We start from the raw sequence: 26094 nt of genomic DNA on the forward strand, positions 1-26094 counted from the left end.
TCCCCAGCTCTGCAAAGGAGAAAATAAATGAAGGATATTAGTTATTTCGAAAATTATAAATCTAAAAACTACTTACATATAGATAAAAGGATTCCTATAAAGCGTGTTTACAAACTTATCCAAGATGAGAAATGGGTTAGTAAACACGCTTTTTTACCGTTTATTCATTATAGTATTGATTTGAAAAAATATACTTTTAAAGAAGGACATAGTAACAGGTCTTATAAGAAATTAAAACTTAATAAAAATTTTAATCAAAGACATATAAAATATAAAAAACCTAAAAAGAGAGAAATTAACTATGCCTCTCATATTGATAGTTTTATTTACAAATATTATGGAGATGAACTAAATAATACATATAACGAATATGCAATAAAAAATGGTATTGATGAGAATGTACTTGCGTACAGAAATAATAAAAAGGGCAAGAATAATATTCATTTCGCAAGAGATGTATTTGATTTTATTATTAGAACAGAAAAATCATTAATAATCGCATTAGATTTTTCGTCATTTTTTGATAAAATATCACATAAGCATTTAAAGACCTCTATAAAAGAATTGCTACATGTAGATGAGCTTTCAGAAGATAATTATAATGTTTTCAAATCTATAACTAAGTTTCATTATATAGAAAAATCGGATTTAGATAATCATTTAAAAAGTCAGTATAGTGAAGATGAGTTGAAAGATATGCTCAAATATAGAAAAATTAATAGCTATATGGATTTAAAAGTGTTTAGGCAACTTGTGAAAGAAAAAAAATTGAACATAAAAGCAAATAGAAATCCATACGGTATTCCACAAGGGTCTGGAATGAGTGCTGTATGCTCAAATATTAGGTTAACTAAATTTGATATTGAAATGAAATGCTGGTCGGATAAAAAGAATGCTTTATATAGAAGATATTGTGATGATTTAATATGGATAATTCCAAACGTGAATGACGATGAAATGGCATCAATTGTAGAAGAAATATATTCTATCATTGAAAAGTATGATGACTTACATTTACAGAAGGAAAAGACTATTATTTTGAATTATAATGGAAATAAAATGCTTGATTTACATGGCTATGATTCAAAGTTAGATTATTTAGGTTTTATATTTGATGGCCAAGTAATCAAAGTCAGAGAGAAAAGCTTGTTTAAATTTTACAATCGTGCATATAAAAAAACTAAAGTATTGGCAAAATACAATCTAATATATGGAAGAAATGCGTATATGCGTAATTTTTATGGTTTATACTCTCATCTTGGTAGGAATTATAAGGGAAAAGGAAATTTCATAAGCTATGCATACAAAGCACAAAAAATTATGGAAGAATTACCAGTGGAAGTAGTAATTCGTAAGCAAGTTAAAAGGCATTGGAATAAAATTCATAAACGCTTAGAAGAATATAAAAAAGAATATTCTAACTAAATGTCAAGAAAATAAAAAAAGCAGAAGCATGCGAATTTAACATATAATCTCATTGAAGACCATTTAAACAATTCGTCTTAAATGAGTAGAAAAGAAAAAATTGAAATCAACATTATCTATTTAGGTAATAGGGTATATTTATTTAAGGAAAATTTATATTTTTATTAAATAATTGAATATAGTTGGAGGAACATGAATTGTTTGAAATGTTTAGGAAAAAGAAACTTGATGATAAATTTGAAGAGATGCATAAAGAAATAATAGAGGGGGTAAATTTTGAAGAAAAAGAAATAGAAAAATTAAAGTTCGAAGCAGATAACATGGAAGACGAAGCTATAAAAAATCATGAAAAATATTATTCTGATGAAAAGCTGTGGAAAAAAATCCGAAAATTCTCTAAAAAAGCTGGTTCCTCAGTTATATATGTTGTTCTACTCCTATATTTTACATTGCAGAAACCTGAGGTACCTTTGAAAGTAAAAGCTACTATTGCTGGGGCATTAGGGTACTTTATTCTTCCATTAGATTTAATTCCAGATGTTGCTATAGGGGTAGGTTATATCGATGATTTATCTATCGTTATGGTAGCATTATTTCAAGTGGCTATGTATATTGATGAAGATATAAAAAAACAAGCAAAAGATAAGTTAAACGATTGGTTTGGAGAAGATGTAGATACATCTGATATAGATGATAAACTATGATATTAACTTTTTAATGAGAACAATGATGCCTTTCTTATTTTGTTCTAAAATAAACATTATGTTATGGGGGCAGATGAAATTATAGTAGAAGACTAATGTAAGGTTATAAAGTGTCATGTGAGTAATTCACTATGGAGCTAACTAAACAATTTGGACAAGTGAGTTCCAAATAGCATATAGACAGCTCAAGTGCTAGGGAAGCGATTAGATAATATGAGCGAAGAAGTGGGATAAACTCTATGTTTATCTCGTTTTTTGTTTTATCAAGGTAGTTTAATAAAAGGTATAATATGTTTAAGCGATGATTAATAGATATTGGTGATAGTAGGCATGATTTAGCTATTATTAATTAATTGAAAAGAGGGAGATTGAAGTTGGAACTAGAGTGGCTAATAAAAAATGAAACAGAGAATACAACTTTAGATTTTAAAAGGGAACAATATTTGAAACCAAAGTATTCTGATTTAATAAAAGATGTAATTTCAATGGCAAATACACCTATTGGAAAAAAGAAGTATATTGTTATTGGTATTAAAGAAACTTCAAGTGGTTGTAAAGAGTGTTTTCCAATTAATAAAAAAGAATTTGTTGATAAAGCTACGTATCAACAAATTATCAGAGAGAATATAGAGCCATACATTGAAATTGATTACTATTCGTTTAATTTAGATGGAAATTTACTAGGGATTATTGAAATTGATAAATGCGATAACCCACCATATATGTTAAAGAAAAACTTTGGTGATAAATTAAAAAAAGGTGATATGTTTATTAGAAAAGGAAGTCAGCAAGATAAAATTACTCGTAGCGATTTAGATGAAATACTTACATTTAAACAAAAACGCTTATTTAATAACAAAGTTAGTATGGGTTTATCTAAAGATATGGCTGAAAAGTTAAATACAGTTATAGAGAAAGATTATGAGCTTCCATCAAGTAAAGCTAAAAGAGAAATTGAAGATATTTTAGAAAGAAGAAAATATGGTTTAGTAGTTGAATGGGATATAGGGTTTGATATTAATAATGCATTATTGAGTTCTAATAAAAAACCTTTATCAAAGAGAACAACTGAGGAATTAGAGCAAATGCTAGCTGATATAGAGAGTTATTATCAAGAGGAAGATATGTACTATATTAGTGAGTCATTAAGTATAAATTTAAATGTATTTATAAAAAACAATTCTGAGAAGTATATCGAAGATGCGAATATGATATTGAAATTACCTAAATATGATGGGAATTTAATGGTTTTTGAAGAGATTCCTGAAGAACCAAATAATATATTTAATAAATTCAATAGTTTTTGTAATCATAATTATCCGATAGTAGAAGAAAATGAAACTCATTTTATTGTTGAATGGAATTATGGAGATTTACCTCATAAGAAGACTGTACAATTTTTTGATGAAGATATTAGAGTGTTTATAGATGGTAATTTAATTGGGGAAAGTGTATTAGTAAATTGTGAATTGTATGGTAAAAACCTACCATTTCCAATTCGAACAAAATTAGAACTTCAAATTAAATAATAGCCACTTAATTTATCACTTTTTATGTAAGTAACGTATAGTGTCTAGAAGAAAATTAACTAAAATTTCAAATCAATAAATATTATTTTGTTAGATAAAATCATTATTTCAAGTGAGTAGATAGTAAGAAGCTAGGTGCTTACTGAGAGGTTCAAATAAGTACCTTTTTGATGGGTAACTTTTGAGTTATGAATTTAGTTTGTAATTTAGTACAATGAGAGTAAGTTAATATATCACATAAAGGAGAATGACAATGCCTGTATATAATAAATTAGTACGAGATAAGATTTTAGAGATTATTGAAGCGGATGGTTTACAGTATAATGCAAGAATTTTAGAACCGAAGGAACTTCTAGTGGAAGTAAAAGCAAAAATGATTGAAGAAGCTAAAGAGTTTCATGGAACAGATAATGTACAAGAAAGTATTGAAGAATTAGCAGATATTTTAGAATTAGTACATACAGCTATTAATGCATTAGATGTAAGTTATGATGAACTGGAAGCGATTAGAGGACAGAAGAAGGCTAAACGTGGAGGATTTGAAAAGGCGATTTATTTAATTGATGTAGAGGATAAGTAACCTATTTTCAATGGAGTGTTTAGATGAATAATTACTTAGACAATGATAATACTTTGGAATCGAATTTTCGCTCGATATACTTATTTGGTAGAAATGTTGCAACTTATAAATTTGCGTTTGCTAAAACATTACTTGAATTAGGTGAGAGTAATAAAAGTTTTGTTAGCTTAGAAGAATTATCCCCTATATTTGCAAAGTACATGTTAGAGCATATTAGGAACGGGAAACGACAAATAACAAGTCAGTCATCTAAGTTTATTAGTGCCTTGAATTTATTTCATCAAAACCAAATTAAGTGGGAACAATTACTTGAAGTTACTGAAAAAGTAGGGTTTAACAATGTGATAGATGCCTTTCATAACATTCCTAATGGTGAACTTGATAAAAATTTTTATGAGAAGTCCATACAAGGAAAGACTTTAGGAATTACGTTGACTGATAGTATATTTTTGTTGAACGGAAGCGCCCAAAAAGTAAATATATTTAATGAAATTGAAGGTAGATGGAACTTAGTTGAAAACGCATGGACTGAACGAAATCCAAAACTAGAAGTTCAGTTTGATACAGATCTTGAGCAGTTTTTCTTTATAAAGCCTATGACACCACAGCAATTCATGTTGTCTCATGAAAGAATAAATCTAACTTCTGCTAGAAAGCCATTAAACGGATATCAAAAGGGAAAATGTTTTTATTGCTATAGACCGATTTCAATTGAAAGTAACCAATTAAATACTTGTGACATTGACCATTTCTTACCGCTATCAACACAGTTCAACAGTACACATGATTTAGACTTAAATAGTATTTGGAATCTAGTTCTAAGCTGTCAGGACTGCAATAGAGGTGAAGCTAATGGGAAGTTTGCTAGACTACCTGAAGACCCTCTTTTACAACGATTGTATAAGCGTAATGAGTATCTAATTGAAAGCAATCATCCGCTAAAAGAAACGATTATTATGCGAACAGGGAAAAATCCACAGCAAAGAGCAGATTTTTTAAAACTAATGTATAGACTTGCGGAGACCCTAAGTAGAGCAAAGTGGAAACCTAAATTAGAGTATGACATTGGATTTTAAAATAGAAGTTTACTTGCAAAAAGATGACTTTATTATAGGGGGAATTTTCCTACTTCTACTTGCTAACATTGCTAAAAGTAATGTATAGTTACAGATTAATAGAAGGTAAAAGCTCAGTTCTAATTTAGTTTTTTTCGTTTATTTCAGAGAACCCATGATATTATTGATTTCAGAGACAATAGTTAAAGTCTATTTTCTTGGTAGTAACCCAGGTACAATCCGTGGTGACTATGCAACAACTGTTTCTCACAACATCATCCACGGTTCTGACTCTCTTGCTTCTGCAGAGCGCGAAATCGGCTTATTCTTCGGTGAAGATTTAGTTTAATTTCGAATAGATCAAGCAATCTCAATTTTTGAGATTGCTTTTTTATTGCGCAAAAAAAAGGGAGGGATCATTCTGACGAATAATTTCTTACTAGATACATATAGAATTGTTAAAAACTTCTTACTCATGTACAATAAATAATGTAATATTCTGATAATTAAGTTAGGAATAGTTTAGTAGACTCGTCAATAAACTATGAGGATGACGTGAAAAAGGGGTTATGGACATGAGAGAAGTGGTGATTGTAGCAGCTGTGAGAACTGCTGTAGGTAGAAGTAAGGGCGCGTTAAGTCAAGTTCGAGCAGATGATTTAGCAGCGGATGTATTACAGGAGGTTGTAAAGCGTGCAGGCATTGGTAAGGAACAAGTAGACGATGTCATTTTGGGGTGTGTGACCCAAACAGCTGAACAAGGGGCAAATATTGCGAGGACCTCATTATTAATGGCTGGTTTCCCAGAGAGTGTGCCAGGAGTAACCATTGATCGTCAGTGTGGTTCAAGCCAACAAGCCGTGCACTTTGCAGCACAGGCCATTTTAGCGGGGGATATGGACATTGTCATTGCTGGTGGGGTAGAAAGCATGTCAAGAGTACCAATGGGCTCAAACATGCAACATGCACATACTAGTAACCGCTTACAGGAAAATTATGATATTATCCATCAAGGATTATCAGCAGAGAAAATCGCTTCCCAATGGTCTTTATCGAAAGAACAGCTAAATAGCTATGCTTATCAAAGCCATCAACGAGCAATTTCCGCCATTAGAGCGGGTCATTTCCAAGCTGAAATACTACCTATTCAAGTTCCGCAAGAGGATGGCTCAGTGACAACATTTGCGGTTGATGAGGGTCCTCGTGCAGAAACTACCGTTGATATTTTAAATGGATTAAAAACCGTCTTTCAAGAGAATGGCGCGATTACTGCAGGCAATGCGAGCCAAATGAGCGATGGGGCCTCAGCTGTAGTCGTGATGGCATTGGATAAAGCAAGAGAACTAGGCATTCAACCACTCGCTAAAATTGTGACAAGAGTGGTCGTGGGTTCTGATCCGACATTAATGCTGACAGGGCCAATCGAAGCTACTAGAAAAGCATTAGAACGGTCAGGTCTCAACATAGAGGATATCGACACATATGAGGTAAATGAAGCCTTTGCACCTGTGCCGCTTGTATGGCTGCATGAAATAGGAGGAGACCCACAGAAGCTCAATCCTGATGGAGGAGCAATTGCGCTGGGACATCCATTAGGGGCAACAGGTACGAAATTGTTAACGACTATGCTCTATCGAATGGAGAGAGAGAATTATCGTTACGGCTTGTTGGCGATTTGTGAGGGAATGGGAATGGCCAATGCCACGATCATTGAAAAAATGTAAAAGGGGATATGTCTGATGAAAGAACATGAAGTGGTGGCAGTCGTAACAGGGGGTGCCTCTGGTTTAGGAGAGGCAACCGTTCGGAAATTAATAGGACAGGGTGGCAAAGCAATTATTTTTGATGTCAATGATGAGCGTGGACAAGCTCTAGTGGAGGAATTAGGTCAAAATGTCCTTTATGCACGAGTGGACGTCACAAAGGAAGAGGACGTGGCGACGGGCCTTGAGCAGGCTATTGCAGCTTTTGGCAAGATCAATGTCGCAGTGAACTGTGCTGGGATAGCAGATGCGAGTAAAGTTATTTCGAAGCGTGGTATACATGCCCTTGCGTTATTTGAAAAAGTGATTGCTGTTAATTTAGTTGGCACGTTTAATGTCATCCGTCTAGTGGCAGAAAAAATGCAACATAATGAGCCAAATGAGGATGGACAGCGTGGTGTCATTATTAATACCGCGTCTGTGGCTGCATTTGATGGGCAAATCGGACAAGCTGCTTATAGCGCGTCAAAAGGTGGCGTAGCAGCAATGACGTTGCCCATTGCAAGGGAGCTTGCGGAAATCGGTGTCCGAGTGATGACCATAGCGCCAGGATTAATTGAAACACCAATGTTTGCTTCGTTACCTGAGCCTGCACGAACAGCTCTTGCTCAAATGACACCATTCCCTAAACGACTTGGTAAACCTTCGGAATATGCTCTTTTGGTTGAAAGTATTATCCACAATGGCTTGTTAAATGGAGAGGTCATTCGACTAGATGGTGCCATTCGCATGCAACCGAGGTAAAGGCAAAATCTAGTTCAAATAGTTTTTGTTTTGATTGTTTCTAAAATCGTAGATGAAGGGAAGCGGTATCATGCATATGATGGATACACCTTTATTATTAACAAGTTTTTTGTATCGTGCAGAACGATTTTTTCACTCAAAGAAAATCTATTCTCGAACAAGTCCCACTACTATTCACGAATTTACGTATAAAGAATATGTGAAACGGACTCGCCAATTAGCCGATGCTTTGACGAAACTAGGGATGGATCGGGGAATGAAGGTGGGCACATTTGCTTGGAATCACCATCGCCATTTGGAAGCCTATTTTGCTGTACCATGTGCAGGAGCAGTATTGCATATGATTAATATTCGATTATCCCCCGAGCATATTGCCTATGTCATCAATCATGCCGAGGATGAAATATTATTAATAGATGATAATCTGGTGCCATTAATTGCACCGATCGTCTCTCAGCTGAAAACGGTAAAGCATTATATCATTATGGGTGATGCTGTTGCAGTAGAAACTTTACCGATTCCAAATGCTCTTTCCTATGAATTGCTACTTGCGGAGGCAGATGAACATTTCACATTCCCAGAAGATCTAGATGAAAATACACCCGCAGGCATGTGCTATACAAGTGCAACCACGGGCATGCCAAAGGGAGTAGTCTATACACATCGCAGTATTGTACTTCATAGTTTAACAGCTGGTCTCGCTGACAGTATTGCGATTTGTGAGTCGGATGTGGTGTTACCTGTTGTACCAATGTTCCATGCGAATGCATGGGGATTACCATTTGCCAGTGTCGCATTTGGTTCTACACAGGTCTTACCGGGACCTATGTTTACACCACAGCTATTGCTTGAATTATTTGATGTATATAAAGTTACATTGACAGCAGGGGTACCGACTATATGGCTAGGCGTTCTACAGGAACAGCGTCAAAACCCTCGTGACCTATCGTCTATGCGATTAATTGTTTGTGGAGGTTCTGCTTCACCAATTGGTCTTGTTCGAGGCTTTGAGCAAGAACTTAATATCCCATACATGACAGGTTACGGTATGACAGAAACCTCACCTCTTGTAAGCCTATCCACGTATTTAACACATATGCAGGACTATACGGCTGATGAAAAAATGAATGTTCGGATTACACAAGGTATGACAATGCCTCTTATTGATACAAGGATTGTCAATGAAAATGGTGAAGTACCTTGGGATGGCAAAACGATGGGAGAGCTTACCATTAGAGGCCCATGGATTGCCAACGAGTATTATCAGGATGAACGAACGGAAGAGGCCTTTAAAGACGGCTGGCTCTATACAGGCGATATTGCTGTGATGACAACAGATGGCTATATAAAAATCACCGACCGTACAAAGGATTTAATTAAGAGTGGTGGCGAATGGATTTCTTCAGTAGAGCTTGAAAATGCATTAATGTCCCATCCAAAGGTCTTTGAGGCAGCTGTTATTGCCATTCCACATGAAAAGTGGTTGGAGCGACCATTAGCTTGTGTCGTAGCAAAGCCAGAGTTTAAGGATTCGATTACTAAAGAAGAGTTACTAGAGAGTCTACAGCACCAATTCCATAAAACATGGGTTCCTGATGATATTGTCTTCATTAACGAAGTACCAAAAACGTCTGTAGGTAAATTCTTAAAGGCTAAATTACGAGAAGATTTAAAAGAGTATCGCATACAAGTCTAACGATAATGGATAGAATGAGGGTGGTGAAAACTACCTTCATTTTTTATTGGAATAAATTCCTGAAAAATGAAACTATTTTTTCCATTTTGCCGTATAATCGTAATAACGAAAGGAAGTGAACGGATTGTCAATTGCCATTGTAGCGATAATTGGAGGCGTCATTATTTCTCTAGCTGGAATTTTTACAGACGCTCATACTAGACAACAAAAAATAAAACTGAAAGCTGTTGAAAAAGAAGTAGAATTAGAAAAGCTTAGGTTAGAAACTTATACGATTGAAACAGAAAAAATGAGACTTGAATTAGAACAGTCGAAAGTATTACTTTTAGAGGAAAAACAAAACGCAAGCAAGTAGATTTGCATACAGGAGAAAGACTATTTCAGGATTGGGACTTTTCCGCTATAATGGTAATACGACGCTAGAGGGGAAGATGACCATATGTCTGATTATGAACAGTTTATAGAAGGTATTAAGCGCAAAACAGGAATAGATTTAGCGTTATATAAAGAAGCGCAAATGAAAAGACGATTAACCTCTCTTTATGAGAAAAAGGGCTATCGTAATTTTGTAGACTTTCTAAAGGCACTCGAACAAGATCGAGATTTAATGAATGAATTCTTAGATCGTATGACGATCAATGTTTCTGAATTTTATCGCAACGGAAAGCGCTGGGAAGTATTACAAAAGAAAATATTTCCGAAACTTTTACAAACTAATAAGCGCTTAAAAATTTGGAGTGCTGCTTGTTCGACAGGAGAAGAACCATATTCATTAGTAATGGTATTATCTCAATTGGTGCCTTTATCTCAAATTCAAATTATTGCCACTGATTTAGATGAGAATGTAATACAAAAGGCGAAGTTAGGTGTCTACCCTGAACGCTCTTTAGCAGAGGTGCCAAGTGATATTAAAGCAAAGTATTTTGAACAAGAAGGCTCCTTCTATCGCGTGAAGGATGAGATTAAGCGTTGTGTAACCTTTAAGAAACATAATTTATTGAATGACTCTTATGACAGCAATTATGATTTAATTGTTTGTCGCAATGTCATGATTTATTTTACAGAAGAAGCGAAAGATCAAATTTATAATAATTTTAGTAAAGCACTGCGTAAGGATGGCGTTTTATTTGTTGGATCGACAGAGCAAATTTTTAATCCAGCACGTTATGAATTTGATGTAGAAGACACATTCTTCTATCGTAAAAATAATTAATAATATGGATGAAAAGCTTTGTACAAATGATACAATTGTACATAAAGTTGACCAAGCATTAAACATAGATAATTCATACGCTTTTCGCTTATCATAAGCAAAGGCGTATTTTTTATAAAATTTAGCGAGGTGTTTTTTATGACTTTCATTCAGAATATTCACATTTAGATCTATGAAAATGGTAACTACTTAAAAGACATTCGTAAAAGGACTGTTTTTTTAAAGAATATATGTTATAGTGAAAAATACATACTTTAGCGAGTTGAAGGGAGAAAGTGTTTATGCGTTACTTAACAGCAGGTGAGTCACACGGACCTCAATTAACGACAATTATTGAGGGTTTACCGTCACTCTTACCCATTACAGCAGAAAAAATTAATCACGATTTAAAACGTCGCCAAGGAGGTCATGGACGTGGGCGCCGCATGCAAATCGAAACAGATACTGTGGAGATTGTAGCTGGTGTTCGTCATGGTCAGACACTTGGATCTCCTGTTGCACTCGTTGTCACAAATGATGACTGGAAGCACTGGACTAAAATTATGGGAGCAGAGCCATTAGCTGATGATATCAACCCTGAAGATATTAAGCGTCAAATCTCACGTCCTCGACCAGGTCATGCAGATTTAGTCGGAGGCATGAAATATGGTCACCGAGATTTAAGGAATGTATTAGAGCGCTCCTCTGCGCGTGAAACAACTGTTCGTGTAGCAGTTGGGTCTGTAGCAAAGGCGTTACTTAATGAACTAGGCATTTCCATTGTTGCGCATGTTACAGAGATAGTGGGAATTAAAGCTGATACATCTTTAATAGAAGGAAAAACAACGGAAGAAATTCGTGCAATTGTCGAAGCGGATCCTTGCTACTGTGTAGATCCAATCGCCTCTGCGAAAATGGTTGAGGCAATTGATGAAGCGAAAAAAGCCGGTGATTCGATCGGTGGTGTTGTAGAAGTCATTGTAGAAGGCATGCCAGCAGGTGTAGGGTCTTATGTACATTATGATCGCAAGTTGGATGCGAAACTTGCTGCTGCTATGCTATCCATTAATGCATTTAAAGGAGTAGAATTTGGACTTGGCTTTGAAATGGCACGTCGAAAAGGTTCTGAAGTACACGATGAAATCATCTGGTCTGAAGAAGAAGGTTATACTCGTGCAACCAATCGACTTGGTGGCTTAGAAGGCGGTATGTCAACAGGTATGCCAATTGTTGTACGTGGTGTGATGAAGCCAATTCCTACTTTATATAAACCATTACAAAGTGTAGATATTGAAACAAAAGAGCCGTTTAAAGCGAGTGTTGAGCGCTCTGATAGCTGTGCAGTACCAGCAGCGTCTGTAGTTGCAGAACATGTTATTGCCTGGGAAATAGCGAATGCAATTTTAGAGCAATTCCATAGTGATCAACTACCACAATTACAAGCTCAAATTGACGAGCATCGTCAATATACAAAGGGGTTCTAAGTTATGCGTGTACCAGTAGCAACAAAATCGCATCAATATGAAGTTGTTCTTGGGCATCAATTTCTAACTGAAGCTGTGGAGGCATTTGCTGATAAACTTCAAAAAGCGGATAAGCTCTTTGTGTTTACAGATGTCAATGTTTGGGCAGCACAGGGAGAGTATTTCAAAGCAAATTTCCCGTACCATTTTGAGGCCTTTATTTTGCCAGGTGGAGAAGCATGCAAAACCTTTGATCAATACAACGCTGCTCAAACATTTTTATTAGAGCAAAAATGCTCCCGAAAATCCTTCATTTTTGCTTTTGGAGGAGGAGCAGTTGGCGATTTAACAGGTTTTGTTGCGGCAACCTATATGCGAGGGATTCCGTTTATTCAAATTCCAACGACTATTCTAGCGCATGATTCCGCAGTTGGAGGAAAAACTGCCATTAATCATCCACTAGGAAAAAATATGATTGGTGCATTTTATCAGCCAGAAGGCGTGATATATGATACAGCTCTTTTAGAAAGTTTATCAGAGCGTGAGGTACGTTCAGGAACAGCAGAGTTAATTAAGCATGCCATGATTTCTGACCCGAACTGGCTGGAGGAATTAATGGCAGGAGATTCGGTGATCCATTTTAATCAAAATGAACTAGCAAAGCAACTAAAAAAAGGGATTGAAGTGAAAGCACAAATTGTTGCTGAGGACGAAACAGAGCAATCCGTTCGAAAATTTTTAAACCTAGGCCATACATATGGACATGCCATTGAAGCAGCTGCGGGTTATGGCAAAGTGGCTCATGGTGAGGCAGTTATGATTGGACTCGTCTATTGTCTTCTATTGAGTGAACGATATGGAGAACTTGATCGAACGTTCACCCGATCCTTTTTACAGTTTGCGATAAAAAACGGCTATCCTTTTGAGGCTGTGGGTGATTATTCATTTGAACAATTATCTAGCTACCTAATGAAAGATAAAAAAGCGGAATATGGCATTTTACAGTTTATCCTTTTGGAGAAAATTGGGAATCCTTTCGTCAAAGCTATTGATATAGAAGAATGTCAAGAAATAGATGCTGAATATAGACAGTTATTAGCGGAGGTGCTTGTATGATTCGTGGACTTAGAGGAGCAATAACAATTGAATCTGACAAGCCAGAGCTTGTATGGGATGAGACAGCAAGATTAGTGCGTGAGGTTGTGGCAGCAAATAATGTGGACATTGATGATATCGCATCGATCCTCATTTCAACAACGCCAGATATTACCTCAGCATTTCCTGCTCGTGCAGTACGCTTGATGGATGGCTGGCAGTATGTCCCTGTTATGTGTACACATGAAATGGATGTGCCAGAAGCGTTACCATTATGTATTCGTGTATTAATACATGCAAACGTAGAGGTAGCCCAAAAAGATGTAAAGCACTTGTATCTCAATGATGCAGTGAAATTAAGACCAGATTTGGCTCAGGCTAAATAAGTAGAGGAGATGTTTTAGATGAAGTGGAAACAACAATTGGACGGTATGCAAGCATATAAGCCAGGTAAACCAATTGAAGAAGTACAACGTGAATATGGCTTAAAGGAAGTTATTAAATTGGCATCGAATGAAAATCCATTCGGGTGCTCACCTAAGGTAACAGCTTATTTACAAAATAATGCAGTGAATCATGCACTTTATCCAGATGGCTATGCACAAAACCTACGTACTGCTGTGGCAAATCATCTAGGTGTGAAAGAGACACAGCTTCTTTTTGGTAACGGCTCTGATGACATCATTGCGATTATTACTCGTGCTCTGTTGTATCCAGGGGTAAACACGGTTATGGCCGACCCTTCCTTCTCTCAATACTGGCACAATGCTGAAATTGAAGGTGCTGAAGTACGTAAAGTGCCTTGTCAAGAGGGAGCACATGATCTAGAGGCAATGTTGGCTGCAATTGATGACCAAACTTCTATTGTTTGGGTATGTAGTCCAAATAATCCTACAGGAGTTGTCATTCCTGATGCTGCATTGCGTGCCTTTCTTGCAAAGGTTCCAAGCGATGTCCTTGTCGTGCTTGATGAGGCATACATTGAATATGTTACACATCCAGACCACAAGGATACGTTACCAATCATTGAAGAATATCCGAATGTTCTTTTACTGCGTACATTCTCTAAAGCATATGGCTTAGCTTCGTTCCGCGTTGGCTATGCTATTGGCCAACCTGATGTTATTGCTAAGCTTGATCCTGTGCGTGCACCATTCAATAATACAATCTTAAGTCAAGCTGTTGCTGCCATTGCACTTAGTGACCAAGATTATATTGAAGCCTGCCGTGAAGCCAATGAAAAAGGCAAAAAACAATATGTAGAATTTTGTGAAAAGCATAATTTGAAATACTTCCCATCTGATACAAACTTTATTTTCTTTGATACCCATGCTGATAGTGATGTTGTTTTCCAAGAGCTGATGAAAAGAGGCTTTATTGTGCGCAGTGGTAATGCATTAGGATTACCAGGATTTATCCGTGTGACAATTGGAACAGAGGCTCAAAATGCAACATTGCTTAGCCAACTTGATGAGGTGTTAAAACAACAAGGGGTATTTGCATGACACGTAAGGTACTTGTTATAGGGCTGGGATTGATCGGTGGTTCTATTGCCCTTGCTTTGCAAAAAGCACCTGAAACAAAAATTATTGGCTATGACATGGACGCACAAACACGTGAGCATGCGAAAACATTAAATATTGTGCATGATATTGTTCCAGATCCACAGGCTGTTGCGGCTGAGGTTGATGTTATTATCTTCGGTACACCCGTTAATGCAACACTGGATTGGATGGAACAATTAAAATCATGGCCATTGAAAAATAAAGTTATCGTAACAGATACAGGGAGTACAAAGAAACTAATTATGCAAAAAGCCAGCGAATTACGGGAACTTGGCATAACGTTTATTGGTGGACATCCAATGGCGGGGTCTCATAAAAGTGGTGTGCTGGCTGCTAAGGCCCATCTTTTTGAAAACGCATATTACATGCTTACGCCACTTGCTGGGGAAGAAATTGTTCATATGGCACAGCTTGAAAGTTTGCTGAAATTTACGCATGCAAAAGTAGTCAGTGTATCTGCCAGTGAGCATGATCACATGACAGCGGTGGTGAGTCATTTTCCACATGTTATTGCAGCCTCACTTGTCCATCAATTAGGTGGCGAAAATGGGGAATACCCAATGACACGTTCTCTTGCAGCAGGAGGGTTTCGTGATGTGACACGAATCGCCTCTTCGAATCCCATCTTATGGCGAGATATTACGCTGCAAAATCGCGAGGAGCTCCTCACACAGTTAGATGGCTGGGAAAAAGAAATGACGCGCATTAAGGAACTGCTGATGGAGGGTTCTTCACAGGAAATTGAAAACTATTTTGCTGTTGCCAAAGAACTGAGAGATGAATTACCGATTAGTGCAGGGGCTATGTATACACCATTCGACCTATATGTTGATGTTCCTGACTATCCAGGTGTTATTTCGGAAGTGACGGGCTTTTTAGCAGATGAAGCAATTAGTATTACAAATCTACGCATTGTTGAATCACGAGAAGATGTTTTCGGTATTCTAGTCATTAGCTTCCAAAGTGAAAATGATCGCGAACGTGCTGCAGCCTGTATTCAAAAACGAGCAAATTTCGAAACGTATATTTCTTAGCATAAGAAAGCGTCGGCATTTCGGCGCTTTCTATCTTCATATTGGAGGGAAAAAAGTTCATGAGTGAAAAAGTATTGCAATACAACAAGCCTTCTTTACAGGGCTCTTTAACTGTTCCAGGCGATAAGTCTGTATCTCATCGCTCTGTGATGTTTGGCGCCATTGCTAGTGGAACAACAACCGTAGAGGGCTTTTTACTAGGTGAAGATTGTTTAAGTACAATTGATTGCTTCCAGAAACTTGGCGTTCAGATTGAGGTGGAAGGAACAAATGTAACCATTCATAGTCCAGGGATGGGTGGCTGGCAGGAGCCGACAGAAGTGTTATATACGGGTAACTCTGGTACAACAACACGCTTAATGCTAGGCATTTTAGCTGGTTCTACTGTCCATTCTGTCATGACAGGAGATGCCTCCATTGGAAAACGACCAATGCGCCGTGTTATAGATCCACTTCGTCAGATGGGGGCACAAATTACAGGGCGTGCAGACGGGCAATATACACCGCTAGCCATTCAAGGTACAAAATTACAAGCCATTGATTACAAGATGCCTGTAGCAAGTGCACAGGTGAAATCTGCTATTTTACTAGCGGGCTTGCGTGCTGAAGGAACAACTATTGTTAGAGAAATGGATGTTTCGAGAGATCATACAGAGCGAATGCTGCGTCAATTTGGTGCACAGGTAGAAGTAGATAATGGCGTAGTATCCATTGAAGGAGGACAAGCGCTCAATGGGACGCATGTTTCTGTGCCAGGAGATATATCATCCGCTGCCTTTTTCTTAGTGGCAGGAGCCATTTGCAAAAATAGTCAGCTAACACTAAATAATGTTGGCATTAATCCAACACGTGATGGCATTATTGAGGTGCTGCAAAAAATGGGTGCCACGATGACAGTAACGCCGAATGATGATAATCAAGCTGAACCGACAGCAACAATCCAAATCGCGACATCTTCTTTAACTGGTACAATAATTGAGGGAGACATTATTCCTCGTTTAATTGATGAAATTCCAATTCTTGCATTACTTGCTACGCAAGCACATGGCCAAACGATCATTAAAGATGCCGAGGAGCTAAAGGTGAAGGAGACTGACCGTATCACGGCTGTTGTGACTGAATTGAAGAAACTTGGTGCCCAGATCGAAGCAACAGATGATGGTATGATTATTGAGGGACCAACGCCTTTAAAAGGAGCAAACCTTCAAACTTATGGCGATCATCGTATCGGCATGATGGGTGCTGTTGCAGCTTTACTAACAGACGGAGCTGTTACACTAGATGATGCACAATGTATTGCTGTATCCTACCCATCGTTCTTTGAGCATATTGAGGCAGTGAAGTAACAATTAAAGAGAGGCTCTCCAAGCTTTTGGGGAGTTTTTTCTTGTTTCAGAGGTAAATGTTTTGTAGCATAAAGGTATCAACGAAAGAATAGGTGAATGACTGTGAACAATGCGATGACTGAAATGATGCAAGCACTTGAACAAGGGGATTTAGCATTAATCGATCAGCTACTAGAATCATTTTTAATGAAGGAGTTACCCGAGGAGATCTACGCACTTGCTGAAATTTTTATGCAGTATGGGTACATGAAGGAAGCTGACCGAGTGCTGGAGCATTTACAATTTTTATTCCCAGAAGAAGCACAGTTAAAAATAGATCGTGCCAATGTCCTAATGGAGCTTGGAAATGAAGATGAAGCATTAGATTTATTATTAGAAATTGAAGAAACCTCACCAGAATATCCACAAGCGCTATTGGTTTTAGCTGATTATTATCAAATGCAAGGGTTATTTGAGGTTGCAGAAAAGCGTATAAATGAAGCATTAGCGATTTTACCAGACGAGCCATTATTACATTTTGCGAAAGCAGAACTTTTATTTGAAACAGGTCGTTTTTTAGAGGCAGCAAGACTGTATGAGGACTTATATGAGCAGCAAAATGAATTTGCTGGTATTCAACTTGTCGAACGACTAGCAGAGGTTTATCGTGCAGGTGCAGCCTATGAGACGGCATTCGATTATTATGTCAAAGCACTTGAAGATGAAGTAAAGCCCGATATTTTATTTGGAGCTGCTTATTCAGCCTTCCAGTCACAAAAATACGAGATGGCTATTAAACAACTAGAGGAATTGAAAGAATTAGATCCTGATTACTTTTCAGCCTATTTATTGCTTGCGGAAAGCTATGCAATGACAGAGGATAATCAAAAAGCTTATGCTGCCATTCAAGAGGGGTTAAAGCGTGATGAATATGATAAATCGCTTTATTTATTTGCTGGTAAAATGGCATTGAAGAATGGTTTGCCAGAAGAAGCTGAGCAACATCTGAGAGAAGCTATAGCGCTCGATCCTGAATATATGGAAGCGGTACTGGCGCTTATTTCAGTGTTTGGACAACAGGAGCGCCATGAGGATGTGATCGAGTTATTTGAGACATTACAGCAAAATGATTTTGAATGGAGCACTTTATATCCATTTGCGGCAGAGGCATATGAAAATTTAGAATTGTACGACCGTGCATACGAATTTTACCGTTTGGCATATAATGATTTTAAGGAAGACGCAACATTTTTAGAAAAATATGTTTACTTCTTATTAGAAGAAGGAAAGCGTTCAGAGGCAAAAGAGGTTCTTGGACAATTAATCAACATTCAACCGGGTGAACCAGAGTGGCAGGAGAAGTTAGAAACCTTAGAATTTGAGTAAAGGAGGGAGTGGGTATGACTGCTTCTGTATCAGTTGTTGATAAAAAAGCATTTGTTCGATGGTTTTTAAAAAATTATCAATTGAAACGTCGTGAGTGTGTATGGATTTTAAATTACCTATTAAGTAATGATGACTTGTTAAAAAGAATCCGTTTTGTGGAAGAAGCTCACTATTGTCCTAGGGCAATGGTGATGTCGACAGTAGACTCAACAGGTGTGCCTTTTCGTTTCTATAAAGGCAATGTGATGACGGCAGATGCTGAGAAGTCTTTCCATGATTTACGCTTACATGAACAAGAAGATATGTATATACAATTGAATTTTCCTAATATACCACCAAGTGCACAGTACTTAGCAGTTCTTGAAGAAAACCCTTATATGCCAGAAACACTGCTCGTCAGTGAAAAAGATCGTATACTGGCAGAAGAGCTGCTTTCCAATAGCTTACTCGTATTCCAGGAAGAGAAATTACTCGCACAAATTGATGAAGCCCTCGACCAGGGAGATGAAGCGCGATTTTATGAATTGTCTAATTTGTTACAAGCATTGAAGGAAACGGCTAATTTACGTTAATTATAGGTAAAAATTGAATGTCCTTTATCCATTTCAATATGGTAACATTACTAGTGAATGATTGTTTTCACTTTTAATTGGGTATCCTATCGAAGAGTGGAAAAGGACATTTTTATTTTGCGATAAAAGGAGGTTTGTTGAATGTATTTTAATGCAAACGATGTAACATCGTTTATGGCACAAAAAGATTTTATTGATACCGCGATAGTTCCACTTGTATCCATTGATCTCTCTTCTGAAAAAATGAAACAAAGTGGCGCTGAGGTAGATTTTGTCATGTCTTTAACTTCTTTTATAGAGCAACAGTTTAAAGGTCGTCTACTAGTCATGCCACCATTTTCTTATATGACAACTTTAAAAAACGATGATTTACCACAGCAATTAGAAGCACAATTACATAATGCTGGATTTAGGCATGTGTTCTTCATTACTTGTGACCATTATTGGACAAAGAGTGGAGAGATAGTCAATATGATTTGGTTACCAGCGATTCCATTAGAAAGTATGGATGCTAGTGTGAAAAAATCCATTCTAGAAGATCAGTTGCGACAAGTGATTCCAATGCTTTCGACTAAATGGGCACAGATTTAACAATTAGTTTCAATAAATGTTCACATTCTCCAGCTTTCCACAGAATGCTATATTGACCAAGCTATGGACTTGATATATCATATATATGTCCTAGTATTACTATTTGTAAAAGTATGTCCGTTGGACTGACCTTTAAGTTAGAGGGGGGAAAATAATGAGTAATAATCGAGTTTCACGTCGTCAATTTCTAAGTTATACTCTTACTGGTGTAGGTGGATTTATGGCGGCAGGTATGCTAATGCCAATGCTTCGCTTTGCAATTGATCCTGTGCTACAAAAGCATGAGGGTGGAGATTTTGTAAAAACAGAGCATAAAATCGCTGACTTGACTGAAGAGCCTGTAAAAGTGGACTTTTCATATGAACAAGTGGATGCATGGTATAAATCACAGGTTACAGATGTAGCTTGGGTTTATAAAAGTGGCGATCAAATCATTGCCCTTTCACCTGTTTGTAAGCATTTAGGATGTATGGTTGACTGGAATGGAGATTCTGCACACCCAGGTCAATTCTTCTGTCCATGCCACGCAGGACGTTATGAGAAAAACGGGAAAAACATTGCAGGTACACCGCCTCTAGGTCCGTTGGATGAATTTGAAGTACAAGAACAAGATGGCTATTTAATGATTGGTCCAGCTAAAGCAAATTCTCTAGTTAAATAAGTAAGGGGGTACGACAACAGTGCTAAATAAAATTTATGATTGGGTCGATGAACGCCTAGATATTACACCGATTTGGCGTGATATTGCCGACCACGAAGTGCCAGAGCACGTTAACCCTGCACATCATTTTTCAGCATTCGTTTACTGCTTTGGTGGATTAACATTCTTCATCACAGTAATTCAAATTCTATCTGGTATGTTCCTAACAATGTACTATGTACCAGACGTTGTGAATGCATGGAAATCAGTTTATTATTTACAAAACGAAGTAGCATTTGGTGAAATCGTACGCGGTATGCACCACTGGGGAGCTTCATTAGTTATCGTAATGATGTTCTTACATACACTTCGTGTATTCTTCACAGGTTCTTATAAAAAACCTCGTGAATTAAACTGGATGGTTGGTGTAGGTATTTTTGGTGTAATGATGGGTCTTGGATTTACAGGATACTTATTACCATGGGATATGAAAGCATTATTCGCTACTAAAGTAGGTATCGAAATTGCAGCATCTGTACCGTTTATCGGTGGGATGATTAAAGTATTATTAGCGGGTGACACAACGATTCTCGGTGCTCAAACGTTAACTCGATTCTTTGCGATTCATGTATTCTTCTTACCTGCAGTATTGTTTGGGTTACTTGCAGCGCACTTTATCATGATTCGTCGTCAAGGAATTTCAGGACCGTTGTGATTGTCTTGACGGTTCGATGATCTTTAAAAGGAGGGGACACTATGCATCGCGGAAAAGGAATGAAATTTGTCGGCGATTCTCGTATTAAAGCGAATCACAGAATGCCGAACGTTCCAAAGGATTATTCCGAATATCCAGGTAAGACGGAAGCTTTCTGGCCGAACTTCTTACTGAAGGAATGGATGGTAGGTGCTGTATTTTTAATTGGATACTTATTATTAACTGTCGCTCACCCGTCACCACTTGAAGGGCCGGCAGATCCAACTAGAGCATATACACCACTACCGGACTGGTACTTCTTATTTATGTATCAACTTTTAAAATACTCATTTGCTTCTGGTCCATACAATGTAATCGGAGCTATTGTAATTCCAGGTCTTGCATTTGGAGCGCTATTATTAATGCCATTTTTAGACAAGGGTCCAGAACGTCGTCCATCTAAACGTCCATTACCAACAGCGTTTATGTTATTAACTTTAGCTGCTATGTTCTACCTAACTTGGGAGTCAGTTGTTAACCACGACTGGGAAGCTCAAAAAGCTATGGGTGCAATCGTAGAAACAGTTGAATTTGATAAAGAATCAGAAGGTTATAAAATCTACGCTGGTTCGGCTTGTATTACATGTCATGGTGAAGGCTTAGAGGGTGGAGCTGGTGCGCCATCTCTAATGAACACTGGATTAACAGCTGATCAAATTAAGGATATTGCTCATAACGGTACAGAGAGTGGTAAAATGCCAGCAGGATTATGGACAGGTTCAGATGAAGATCTTCAAAAACTTGCTGAATTCATCGAAAGCTTAAAAGCAGAGTAATAGTAAAAGAGTCAGGAAACTGGCTCTTTTTTTTCTACCTTGTTATACTATTGGGACTGGAAGCCATACAAAAAGGTTCCCTTGTATAAAGGATTTTAGCGAAAGATGTCGAAAAAACATATATTCCTGAAACAAGTAAGCGAATTAAAACAATAAAATAACACATATTGATGGTGAGCTACAATTGAAAGGTAGAGTAAAGCTCTAGAATTTCAGAACTATACATAAATAATGGATTGTTTATATCGGAAGGAGTTAACATCATGCAACTAACAAGAGCAAATATTTGGTACCTTCTGACCCATAAATCATTCTTGATTGCGCTGCTAATTGTTAATCTACTAGGTACAATTTATGGCTATTATTGGTATGGGTGGCAGCTTGCCATCACAGAGCCTATTTTTTATATTTTTGTTCCAGATAGTCCGACAGCTAGTTTATTCTTTTGTTTTGTGTTGATTGCTTGGATTATGGGGAAAAGCTGGCCACTGATGGAAGTACTTGCCCTTGTTACGTTGGTGAAGTATGGCTTATGGGCAGATGTGATGAATATTTGGACATTAATTGAAACAGGTTCTATTGGCTGGCAGGGGTGGATGTTAGTTGGTTCACATTTTGCCATGGCTGTACAAGCTGTACTATATATGAAGAAATATGTCTTCACTTATTGGCATGTAGTGATAGCAGCTGTTTGGACACTGCATAATGATGTCATTGACTATGTATTTGGGCAAATGCCCATGTATCGAGATTTAGCCAATTACACAAGCTATATTGGTTACTTTACATTCTGGTTATCAATTGCATGTATTTTACTTGCCATTTTCTCAATTAGGTGGCGCAAATATTTGCCGAATTAGGGTATAAATTATAGAATTATAGTATCGAGGTAGAAAGGGGTTAGAAAATTGTCAATGAGCATGTATATTGTTTATTTTGCGATTATTATGCTGCTTCCACTTTATGCTCAAATGAAGGTAAAGGGTACGTATAAAAAATTTGCAAAGCAACGTACAATGAAGGGGCAGACTGGTGCTGAGGTAGCGCGTGCGATTTTAGACGCGAACGGCTTATATGATGTACGAGTTGTGCCAACACAAGGTGTGTTGTCTGATCATTATAATCCGGCAACCAAAACAGTGGCTTTATCAGAAAGTAACTTTTATGAAGCGAGTGTTGCAGGTGCTGCGGTAGCTGCCCATGAGGTAGGTCACGCCATCCAACATAAAGAAGCTTATTCTATGCTTACATTACGTAGTAAGCTCGTTCCAGTAGCAAACATTTCTTCCAATATGTCTTGGCTTTTTGTAATGATTGGTATTTTTACAAGTATGTCGAATTTATTGCTGTTAGGTATCATATTATTAGCAGCAGGTGTTGTTTTCCAATTAGTGACACTTCCGGTGGAGTTTGATGCCTCAAAGCGAGCATTAGTTCAAATGAATTCACTTGGCATTATTACAAATGAAGAAGAACGACCAGCACGAAAAGTATTAAGTGCTGCAGCATTAACATATGTAGCAGCGGCAGCGGTAGCTGTACTAGAGTTATTACGTTTAATTTTAATTTTTACTAATATGCGTAGCGACGACTAAGAAAAAACTTGTTATAGTGGTACACCACTATAGCAAGTTTTTTATCTTCGTATGCTTTAATGAAGGGGTTGCTTTTGATCGTCTAGTGTGAAGCCTTCTCCTGCCACATCTCGTACTTCAATGATGGAAACAAATGCGTGCGGATCAACTTCATGCACAATAGATTTTAACCGTACAACTTCATTGCGGCCAATCACACAATAAATCACCTCTTTAGGTTGTTTCGTAAAATGACCATGTCCTTCTAAAATGGTGATACCACGCTCCATTCGAAGAGCGATTGTTTCAGCAATGGCTCCAGACTTTTCCGATATGATAAGCGCACCACGAGCCGCATAAGCACCTTCTTGTACAAAGTCAATGACACGGGCTCCAACAAATACGGCTACTAATGTATACATCATCGAACGAGCATCCAAGAACGTCAGCCAAGAAAGGATGATGACGATGGCATCGAAGACAAACATGGTTTTCCCCATACTCCAGCCAAAATATTTATGTCCGAGTCGGGCCAAAATATCGACACCACCTGTAGTGCCACCGAAACGAAAGACAATCCCAAGTCCCAATCCAACAAAGACACCAGCAAAAAGTGCCACAAGCAACATGTCATCCTCTAAATGGATGGTAAATTGATATTTTTGGAAAATTTTTAGAAAAAGAGATACAGATAAAGTGCCGACAAGCGTATAGACAAATGATTTTTTTCCAAGTAATCGATAACCTATAATAAACATGGGAATATTTAATAACAGGTTCATTAAGGCGGGGTCCCATCCTAATGTAAAATATAGTATGAGGGTAATCCCACTTAGTCCACCTTCACCCAGTTGATTTTGGATGTTGAAGTGAACAAAGCCGAAGCTGAAAACTGCTGCTCCGAGCATAATTGCGATAATATTACGAATTTTAATCTGTTTTAGCATTTGACCTCCTGTAGTTCCAAACAAATGAAGTAATGTTATCTATTATCTGACATTTTATTGGTTTTGACAACAATGGTGTAAATTTTATACGATGGTAAATAGGAGTGTGATTTTTATGACAGATCAACTAACAATGCAAGCTTTACAACAGCGTGTCGATGACTATATAGGACAATTTAAAGAAGGCTATTTTCCACCATTTGAGTTACTTGCACGTCTAACAGAAGAATTAGGTGAACTATCACGGGAAGTTCAGGATGTCTATGGACAGAAAAAGAAAAAGAGTACAGAGGATACAAACAGTATTGAAGAGGAACTAGGAGACTTTTTCTTTGTACTAGTCTGTTTTGCAAATGCCCAAGGTATTAAACTAGATGAAGCACTTTTACGCGTCATACATAAATTTGAAACTAGAGATAAGGATCGTTGGACTAGAAAGGATGAAGAATGATGTCGATTCGTGTAGCTATTGCGGGAGCAAGAGGAAAAATGGGAGCTGAGGCTGTACATACGGTCATGAAACATGACAAAATGGAATTAGTAGCTGTACTAGATTATAAGGAAGTAGGAAAAACTTTAGCTGATTTAGATATGTTTCCAGCAAGCTATACAGTGCCTATATTTACAGAAATGCATGATCTTGTAGAAGCAACTGCACCAGATGTACTAGTGGATTTAACTAATCCACATGCAGTCTACAAACATACAAAGGAAGCACTGAATTTAAATGTACGACCAGTAATTGGTACAACCGGATTTACAGATGCACAACTAGAGGAATTATCAGCCATGGCCAAAGAAAAAGAGTTAGGTTGCATTATTGCACCAAACTTTGCGATTGGTGCTATCCTAATGATGAAGTTTGCAAAAGAAGCAGCCAAATACTTACCAGATGTAGAGATTATAGAAATGCACCATGATCAGAAGCTTGATGCACCATCTGGGACAGCGGTGAAAACGGCACAGTTAATACAAGAGGTCCGTACGCCAAAGACACAAGGACATCTAGAAGAGAAAGAAACCATTAAAGGTGCAAGAGGTGGAGACTTTGACGGTATGCGCATTCACTCCGTACGTTTACCTGGTTTAGTGGCACACCAGCAAGTATTATTTGGAGGGGATGGGCAGCTACTAACGATTCGCCATGATTCATTAAACCGTAATTCTTTTATGTCGGGTGTTGCATTTTGCATAGAAGAGGTTATGAAAATGGATCAGCTTGTTTATGGTTTAGAAAACATCATCTAAAGATTGGGATGGAAGCTATATGAAAATCGCATTGATTGCACATGATCGTAAAAAAGATAATTTAGTACAGTTTGCTATTGCTTACCAAAATATTTTACAAGAACACACACTATATGCTACCGGCACAACAGGACAACATGTCATCGAAGCTACTGGTTTGGAAGTTACACGTTTTCGTTCAGGACCACTTGGTGGCGACCAACAAATTGGCGCAATGATTGCCAATAATGATATGGACATGGTGATATTTTTCCGTGATCCTTTAACAGCACAACCACATGAGCCAGATGTTTCTGCACTAATCCGTCTTTGTGATGTTTACCAAGTGCCACTGGCAACAAATATGGGAACAGCAGAAATATTACTAAAAGGCCTACAGGAAGGCTTTGTGGATTGGAGACTGATACAAGAAAGACGCAATTAACAAAAGACGTGA

Annotated in this window: 29 protein-coding genes; 28 read left to right on the top strand and 1 reads right to left on the bottom strand. The window is 37.5% G+C overall.

The genetic code is table 11. The features are described from left to right. The first annotated feature begins 27 nt into the window (after positions 1-27). The 25 genes from LCP48_RS07510 (at position 28) to LCP48_RS07630 (ending at position 23484) form a co-directional block, all read left to right on the top strand. Entirely contained in the window at positions 28-1425 is a 1398-nt protein-coding gene (locus LCP48_RS07510; RefSeq protein ID WP_009370819.1) for an RNA-dependent RNA polymerase family protein, read from the top strand. A 320-nt stretch (positions 1426-1745) separates the two neighbouring features. Next, the gene (locus tag LCP48_RS07515) at positions 1746-2129 is read left to right on the top strand and encodes a YkvA family protein (protein ID WP_036218962.1); all 384 of its coding nucleotides are present in this window, start codon (positions 1746-1748) and stop codon (positions 2127-2129) included. Positions 2130-2503: 374 nt separating this feature from the next. Continuing rightward, entirely contained in the window at positions 2504-3658 is a 1155-nt protein-coding gene (locus LCP48_RS07520) for an ATP-binding protein (RefSeq protein ID WP_009370821.1), read from the top strand. Between the two features lie 253 nt (positions 3659-3911). After that, entirely contained in the window at positions 3912-4238 is a 327-nt protein-coding gene (locus LCP48_RS07525) for a nucleoside triphosphate pyrophosphohydrolase (protein WP_009370822.1), read from the top strand. 23 nt (positions 4239-4261) lie between these two features. Continuing rightward, the gene (locus LCP48_RS07530; RefSeq protein ID WP_009370823.1) at positions 4262-5314 is read left to right on the top strand and encodes an HNH endonuclease domain-containing protein; all 1053 of its coding nucleotides are present in this window, start codon (positions 4262-4264) and stop codon (positions 5312-5314) included. Positions 5315-5468: 154 nt separating this feature from the next. Then, the gene (locus LCP48_RS07535) at positions 5469-5642 is read left to right on the top strand and encodes a nucleoside-diphosphate kinase (protein ID WP_009370824.1); all 174 of its coding nucleotides are present in this window, start codon (positions 5469-5471) and stop codon (positions 5640-5642) included. Between the two features lie 226 nt (positions 5643-5868). After that, positions 5869-7017, top strand: coding sequence for a thiolase family protein (locus LCP48_RS07540; RefSeq protein ID WP_004232635.1), 1149 nt, complete (start codon positions 5869-5871; stop codon positions 7015-7017). Positions 7018-7032: 15 nt separating this feature from the next. Further along, a complete protein-coding gene (locus tag LCP48_RS07545) occupies positions 7033-7800 on the top strand; it encodes a 3-hydroxyacyl-CoA dehydrogenase (protein WP_009370827.1) in 768 nt (255 codons plus the stop codon). A gap of 70 nt (positions 7801-7870) precedes the next feature. Beyond that, positions 7871-9496 (top strand): long-chain fatty acid--CoA ligase, encoded by a 1626-nt coding sequence (locus LCP48_RS07550; RefSeq protein WP_216485688.1) that lies wholly within the window; start codon positions 7871-7873, stop codon positions 9494-9496. Between the two features lie 124 nt (positions 9497-9620). Then, a complete protein-coding gene (locus LCP48_RS07555) occupies positions 9621-9851 on the top strand; it encodes a hypothetical protein (protein ID WP_004232641.1) in 231 nt (76 codons plus the stop codon). A gap of 84 nt (positions 9852-9935) precedes the next feature. After that, positions 9936-10709 (top strand): CheR family methyltransferase, encoded by a 774-nt coding sequence (locus tag LCP48_RS07560; protein WP_004232643.1) that lies wholly within the window; start codon positions 9936-9938, stop codon positions 10707-10709. 281 nt (positions 10710-10990) lie between these two features. Beyond that, positions 10991-12172, top strand: coding sequence for a chorismate synthase (gene aroC, locus LCP48_RS07565; protein WP_004232644.1), 1182 nt, complete (start codon positions 10991-10993; stop codon positions 12170-12172). Between the two features lie 3 nt (positions 12173-12175). Continuing rightward, positions 12176-13267, top strand: coding sequence for a 3-dehydroquinate synthase (gene aroB, locus LCP48_RS07570; protein WP_225340827.1), 1092 nt, complete (start codon positions 12176-12178; stop codon positions 13265-13267). Continuing rightward, the gene (gene aroH / locus LCP48_RS07575) at positions 13264-13632 is read left to right on the top strand and encodes a chorismate mutase (protein ID WP_004232646.1); all 369 of its coding nucleotides are present in this window, start codon (positions 13264-13266) and stop codon (positions 13630-13632) included. The genes aroB and aroH overlap by 4 nt, the downstream gene beginning before the upstream one ends. A gap of 18 nt (positions 13633-13650) precedes the next feature. Further along, complete coding sequence (hisC, locus tag LCP48_RS07580) at positions 13651-14751, top strand: histidinol-phosphate transaminase (protein WP_004232650.1); 1101 nt, start codon at positions 13651-13653, stop codon at positions 14749-14751. Next, positions 14748-15845, top strand: a complete 1098-nt coding sequence (locus LCP48_RS07585) for a prephenate dehydrogenase (protein ID WP_004232652.1) — start codon at positions 14748-14750, stop codon at positions 15843-15845. The genes hisC and LCP48_RS07585 overlap by 4 nt, the downstream gene beginning before the upstream one ends. Positions 15846-15904: 59 nt before the next feature. Next, positions 15905-17191: a 3-phosphoshikimate 1-carboxyvinyltransferase gene (aroA, locus tag LCP48_RS07590; protein WP_004232653.1), complete on the top strand. Its 1287-nt coding sequence runs from the start codon at positions 15905-15907 to the stop codon at positions 17189-17191. A gap of 96 nt (positions 17192-17287) precedes the next feature. Beyond that, entirely contained in the window at positions 17288-18556 is a 1269-nt protein-coding gene (locus tag LCP48_RS07595) for a tetratricopeptide repeat protein (protein ID WP_004232654.1), read from the top strand. 14 nt (positions 18557-18570) lie between these two features. Next, positions 18571-19128 carry a ReoY family proteolytic degradation factor gene (locus tag LCP48_RS07600; RefSeq protein ID WP_004232655.1) on the top strand — a complete coding sequence of 186 codons (558 nt, stop codon included), beginning with the start codon at positions 18571-18573 and terminating at the stop codon, positions 19126-19128. 141 nt (positions 19129-19269) lie between these two features. Beyond that, the gene (locus LCP48_RS07605) at positions 19270-19719 is read left to right on the top strand and encodes a DUF2487 family protein (protein WP_004232658.1); all 450 of its coding nucleotides are present in this window, start codon (positions 19270-19272) and stop codon (positions 19717-19719) included. A 154-nt stretch (positions 19720-19873) separates the two neighbouring features. Beyond that, entirely contained in the window at positions 19874-20380 is a 507-nt protein-coding gene (locus LCP48_RS07610) for a QcrA and Rieske domain-containing protein (protein WP_004232660.1), read from the top strand. A gap of 19 nt (positions 20381-20399) precedes the next feature. After that, positions 20400-21074, top strand: a complete 675-nt coding sequence (gene qcrB, locus LCP48_RS07615) for a menaquinol-cytochrome c reductase cytochrome b subunit (RefSeq protein ID WP_004232663.1) — start codon at positions 20400-20402, stop codon at positions 21072-21074. Between the two features lie 41 nt (positions 21075-21115). Next, positions 21116-21889, top strand: coding sequence for a menaquinol-cytochrome c reductase cytochrome b/c subunit (locus LCP48_RS07620; protein WP_225340828.1), 774 nt, complete (start codon positions 21116-21118; stop codon positions 21887-21889). A gap of 263 nt (positions 21890-22152) precedes the next feature. After that, positions 22153-22749 carry a lipoprotein heptaprenylglyceryl N-acetyltransferase LhaT gene (locus tag LCP48_RS07625; protein WP_004232672.1) on the top strand — a complete coding sequence of 199 codons (597 nt, stop codon included), beginning with the start codon at positions 22153-22155 and terminating at the stop codon, positions 22747-22749. Positions 22750-22803: 54 nt separating this feature from the next. Continuing rightward, positions 22804-23484 carry a zinc metallopeptidase gene (locus LCP48_RS07630; RefSeq protein ID WP_225341019.1) on the top strand — a complete coding sequence of 227 codons (681 nt, stop codon included), beginning with the start codon at positions 22804-22806 and terminating at the stop codon, positions 23482-23484. Positions 23485-23540: 56 nt separating this feature from the next. Here the strand turns inward: LCP48_RS07630 and LCP48_RS07635 are convergent, their stop codons facing one another. Beyond that, positions 23541-24410, bottom strand: a complete 870-nt coding sequence (locus LCP48_RS07635; RefSeq protein WP_004232676.1) for a YitT family protein — start codon at positions 24408-24410, stop codon at positions 23541-23543. A 115-nt stretch (positions 24411-24525) separates the two neighbouring features. Here LCP48_RS07635 and LCP48_RS07640 point away from each other — a divergent pair, with 115 nt between their 5' ends. From LCP48_RS07640 to mgsA, 3 genes are read left to right on the top strand one after another with little or no spacing between them, the layout of a single operon-like run. Next, entirely contained in the window at positions 24526-24861 is a 336-nt protein-coding gene (locus LCP48_RS07640) for a nucleotide pyrophosphohydrolase (protein WP_004232678.1), read from the top strand. Further along, the gene (dapB, locus tag LCP48_RS07645; RefSeq protein WP_225340829.1) at positions 24861-25658 is read left to right on the top strand and encodes a 4-hydroxy-tetrahydrodipicolinate reductase; all 798 of its coding nucleotides are present in this window, start codon (positions 24861-24863) and stop codon (positions 25656-25658) included. The genes LCP48_RS07640 and dapB overlap by 1 nt, the downstream gene beginning before the upstream one ends. A gap of 19 nt (positions 25659-25677) precedes the next feature. Continuing rightward, positions 25678-26082 carry a methylglyoxal synthase gene (mgsA, locus tag LCP48_RS07650; RefSeq protein ID WP_225340830.1) on the top strand — a complete coding sequence of 135 codons (405 nt, stop codon included), beginning with the start codon at positions 25678-25680 and terminating at the stop codon, positions 26080-26082. Positions 26083-26094 lie beyond the last annotated feature (12 nt).

Source organism: Lysinibacillus capsici (assembly GCF_020217405.1).
In the GTDB taxonomy this organism is placed as follows: Bacteria; Bacillota; Bacilli; order Bacillales_A; family Planococcaceae; genus Lysinibacillus; species Lysinibacillus capsici.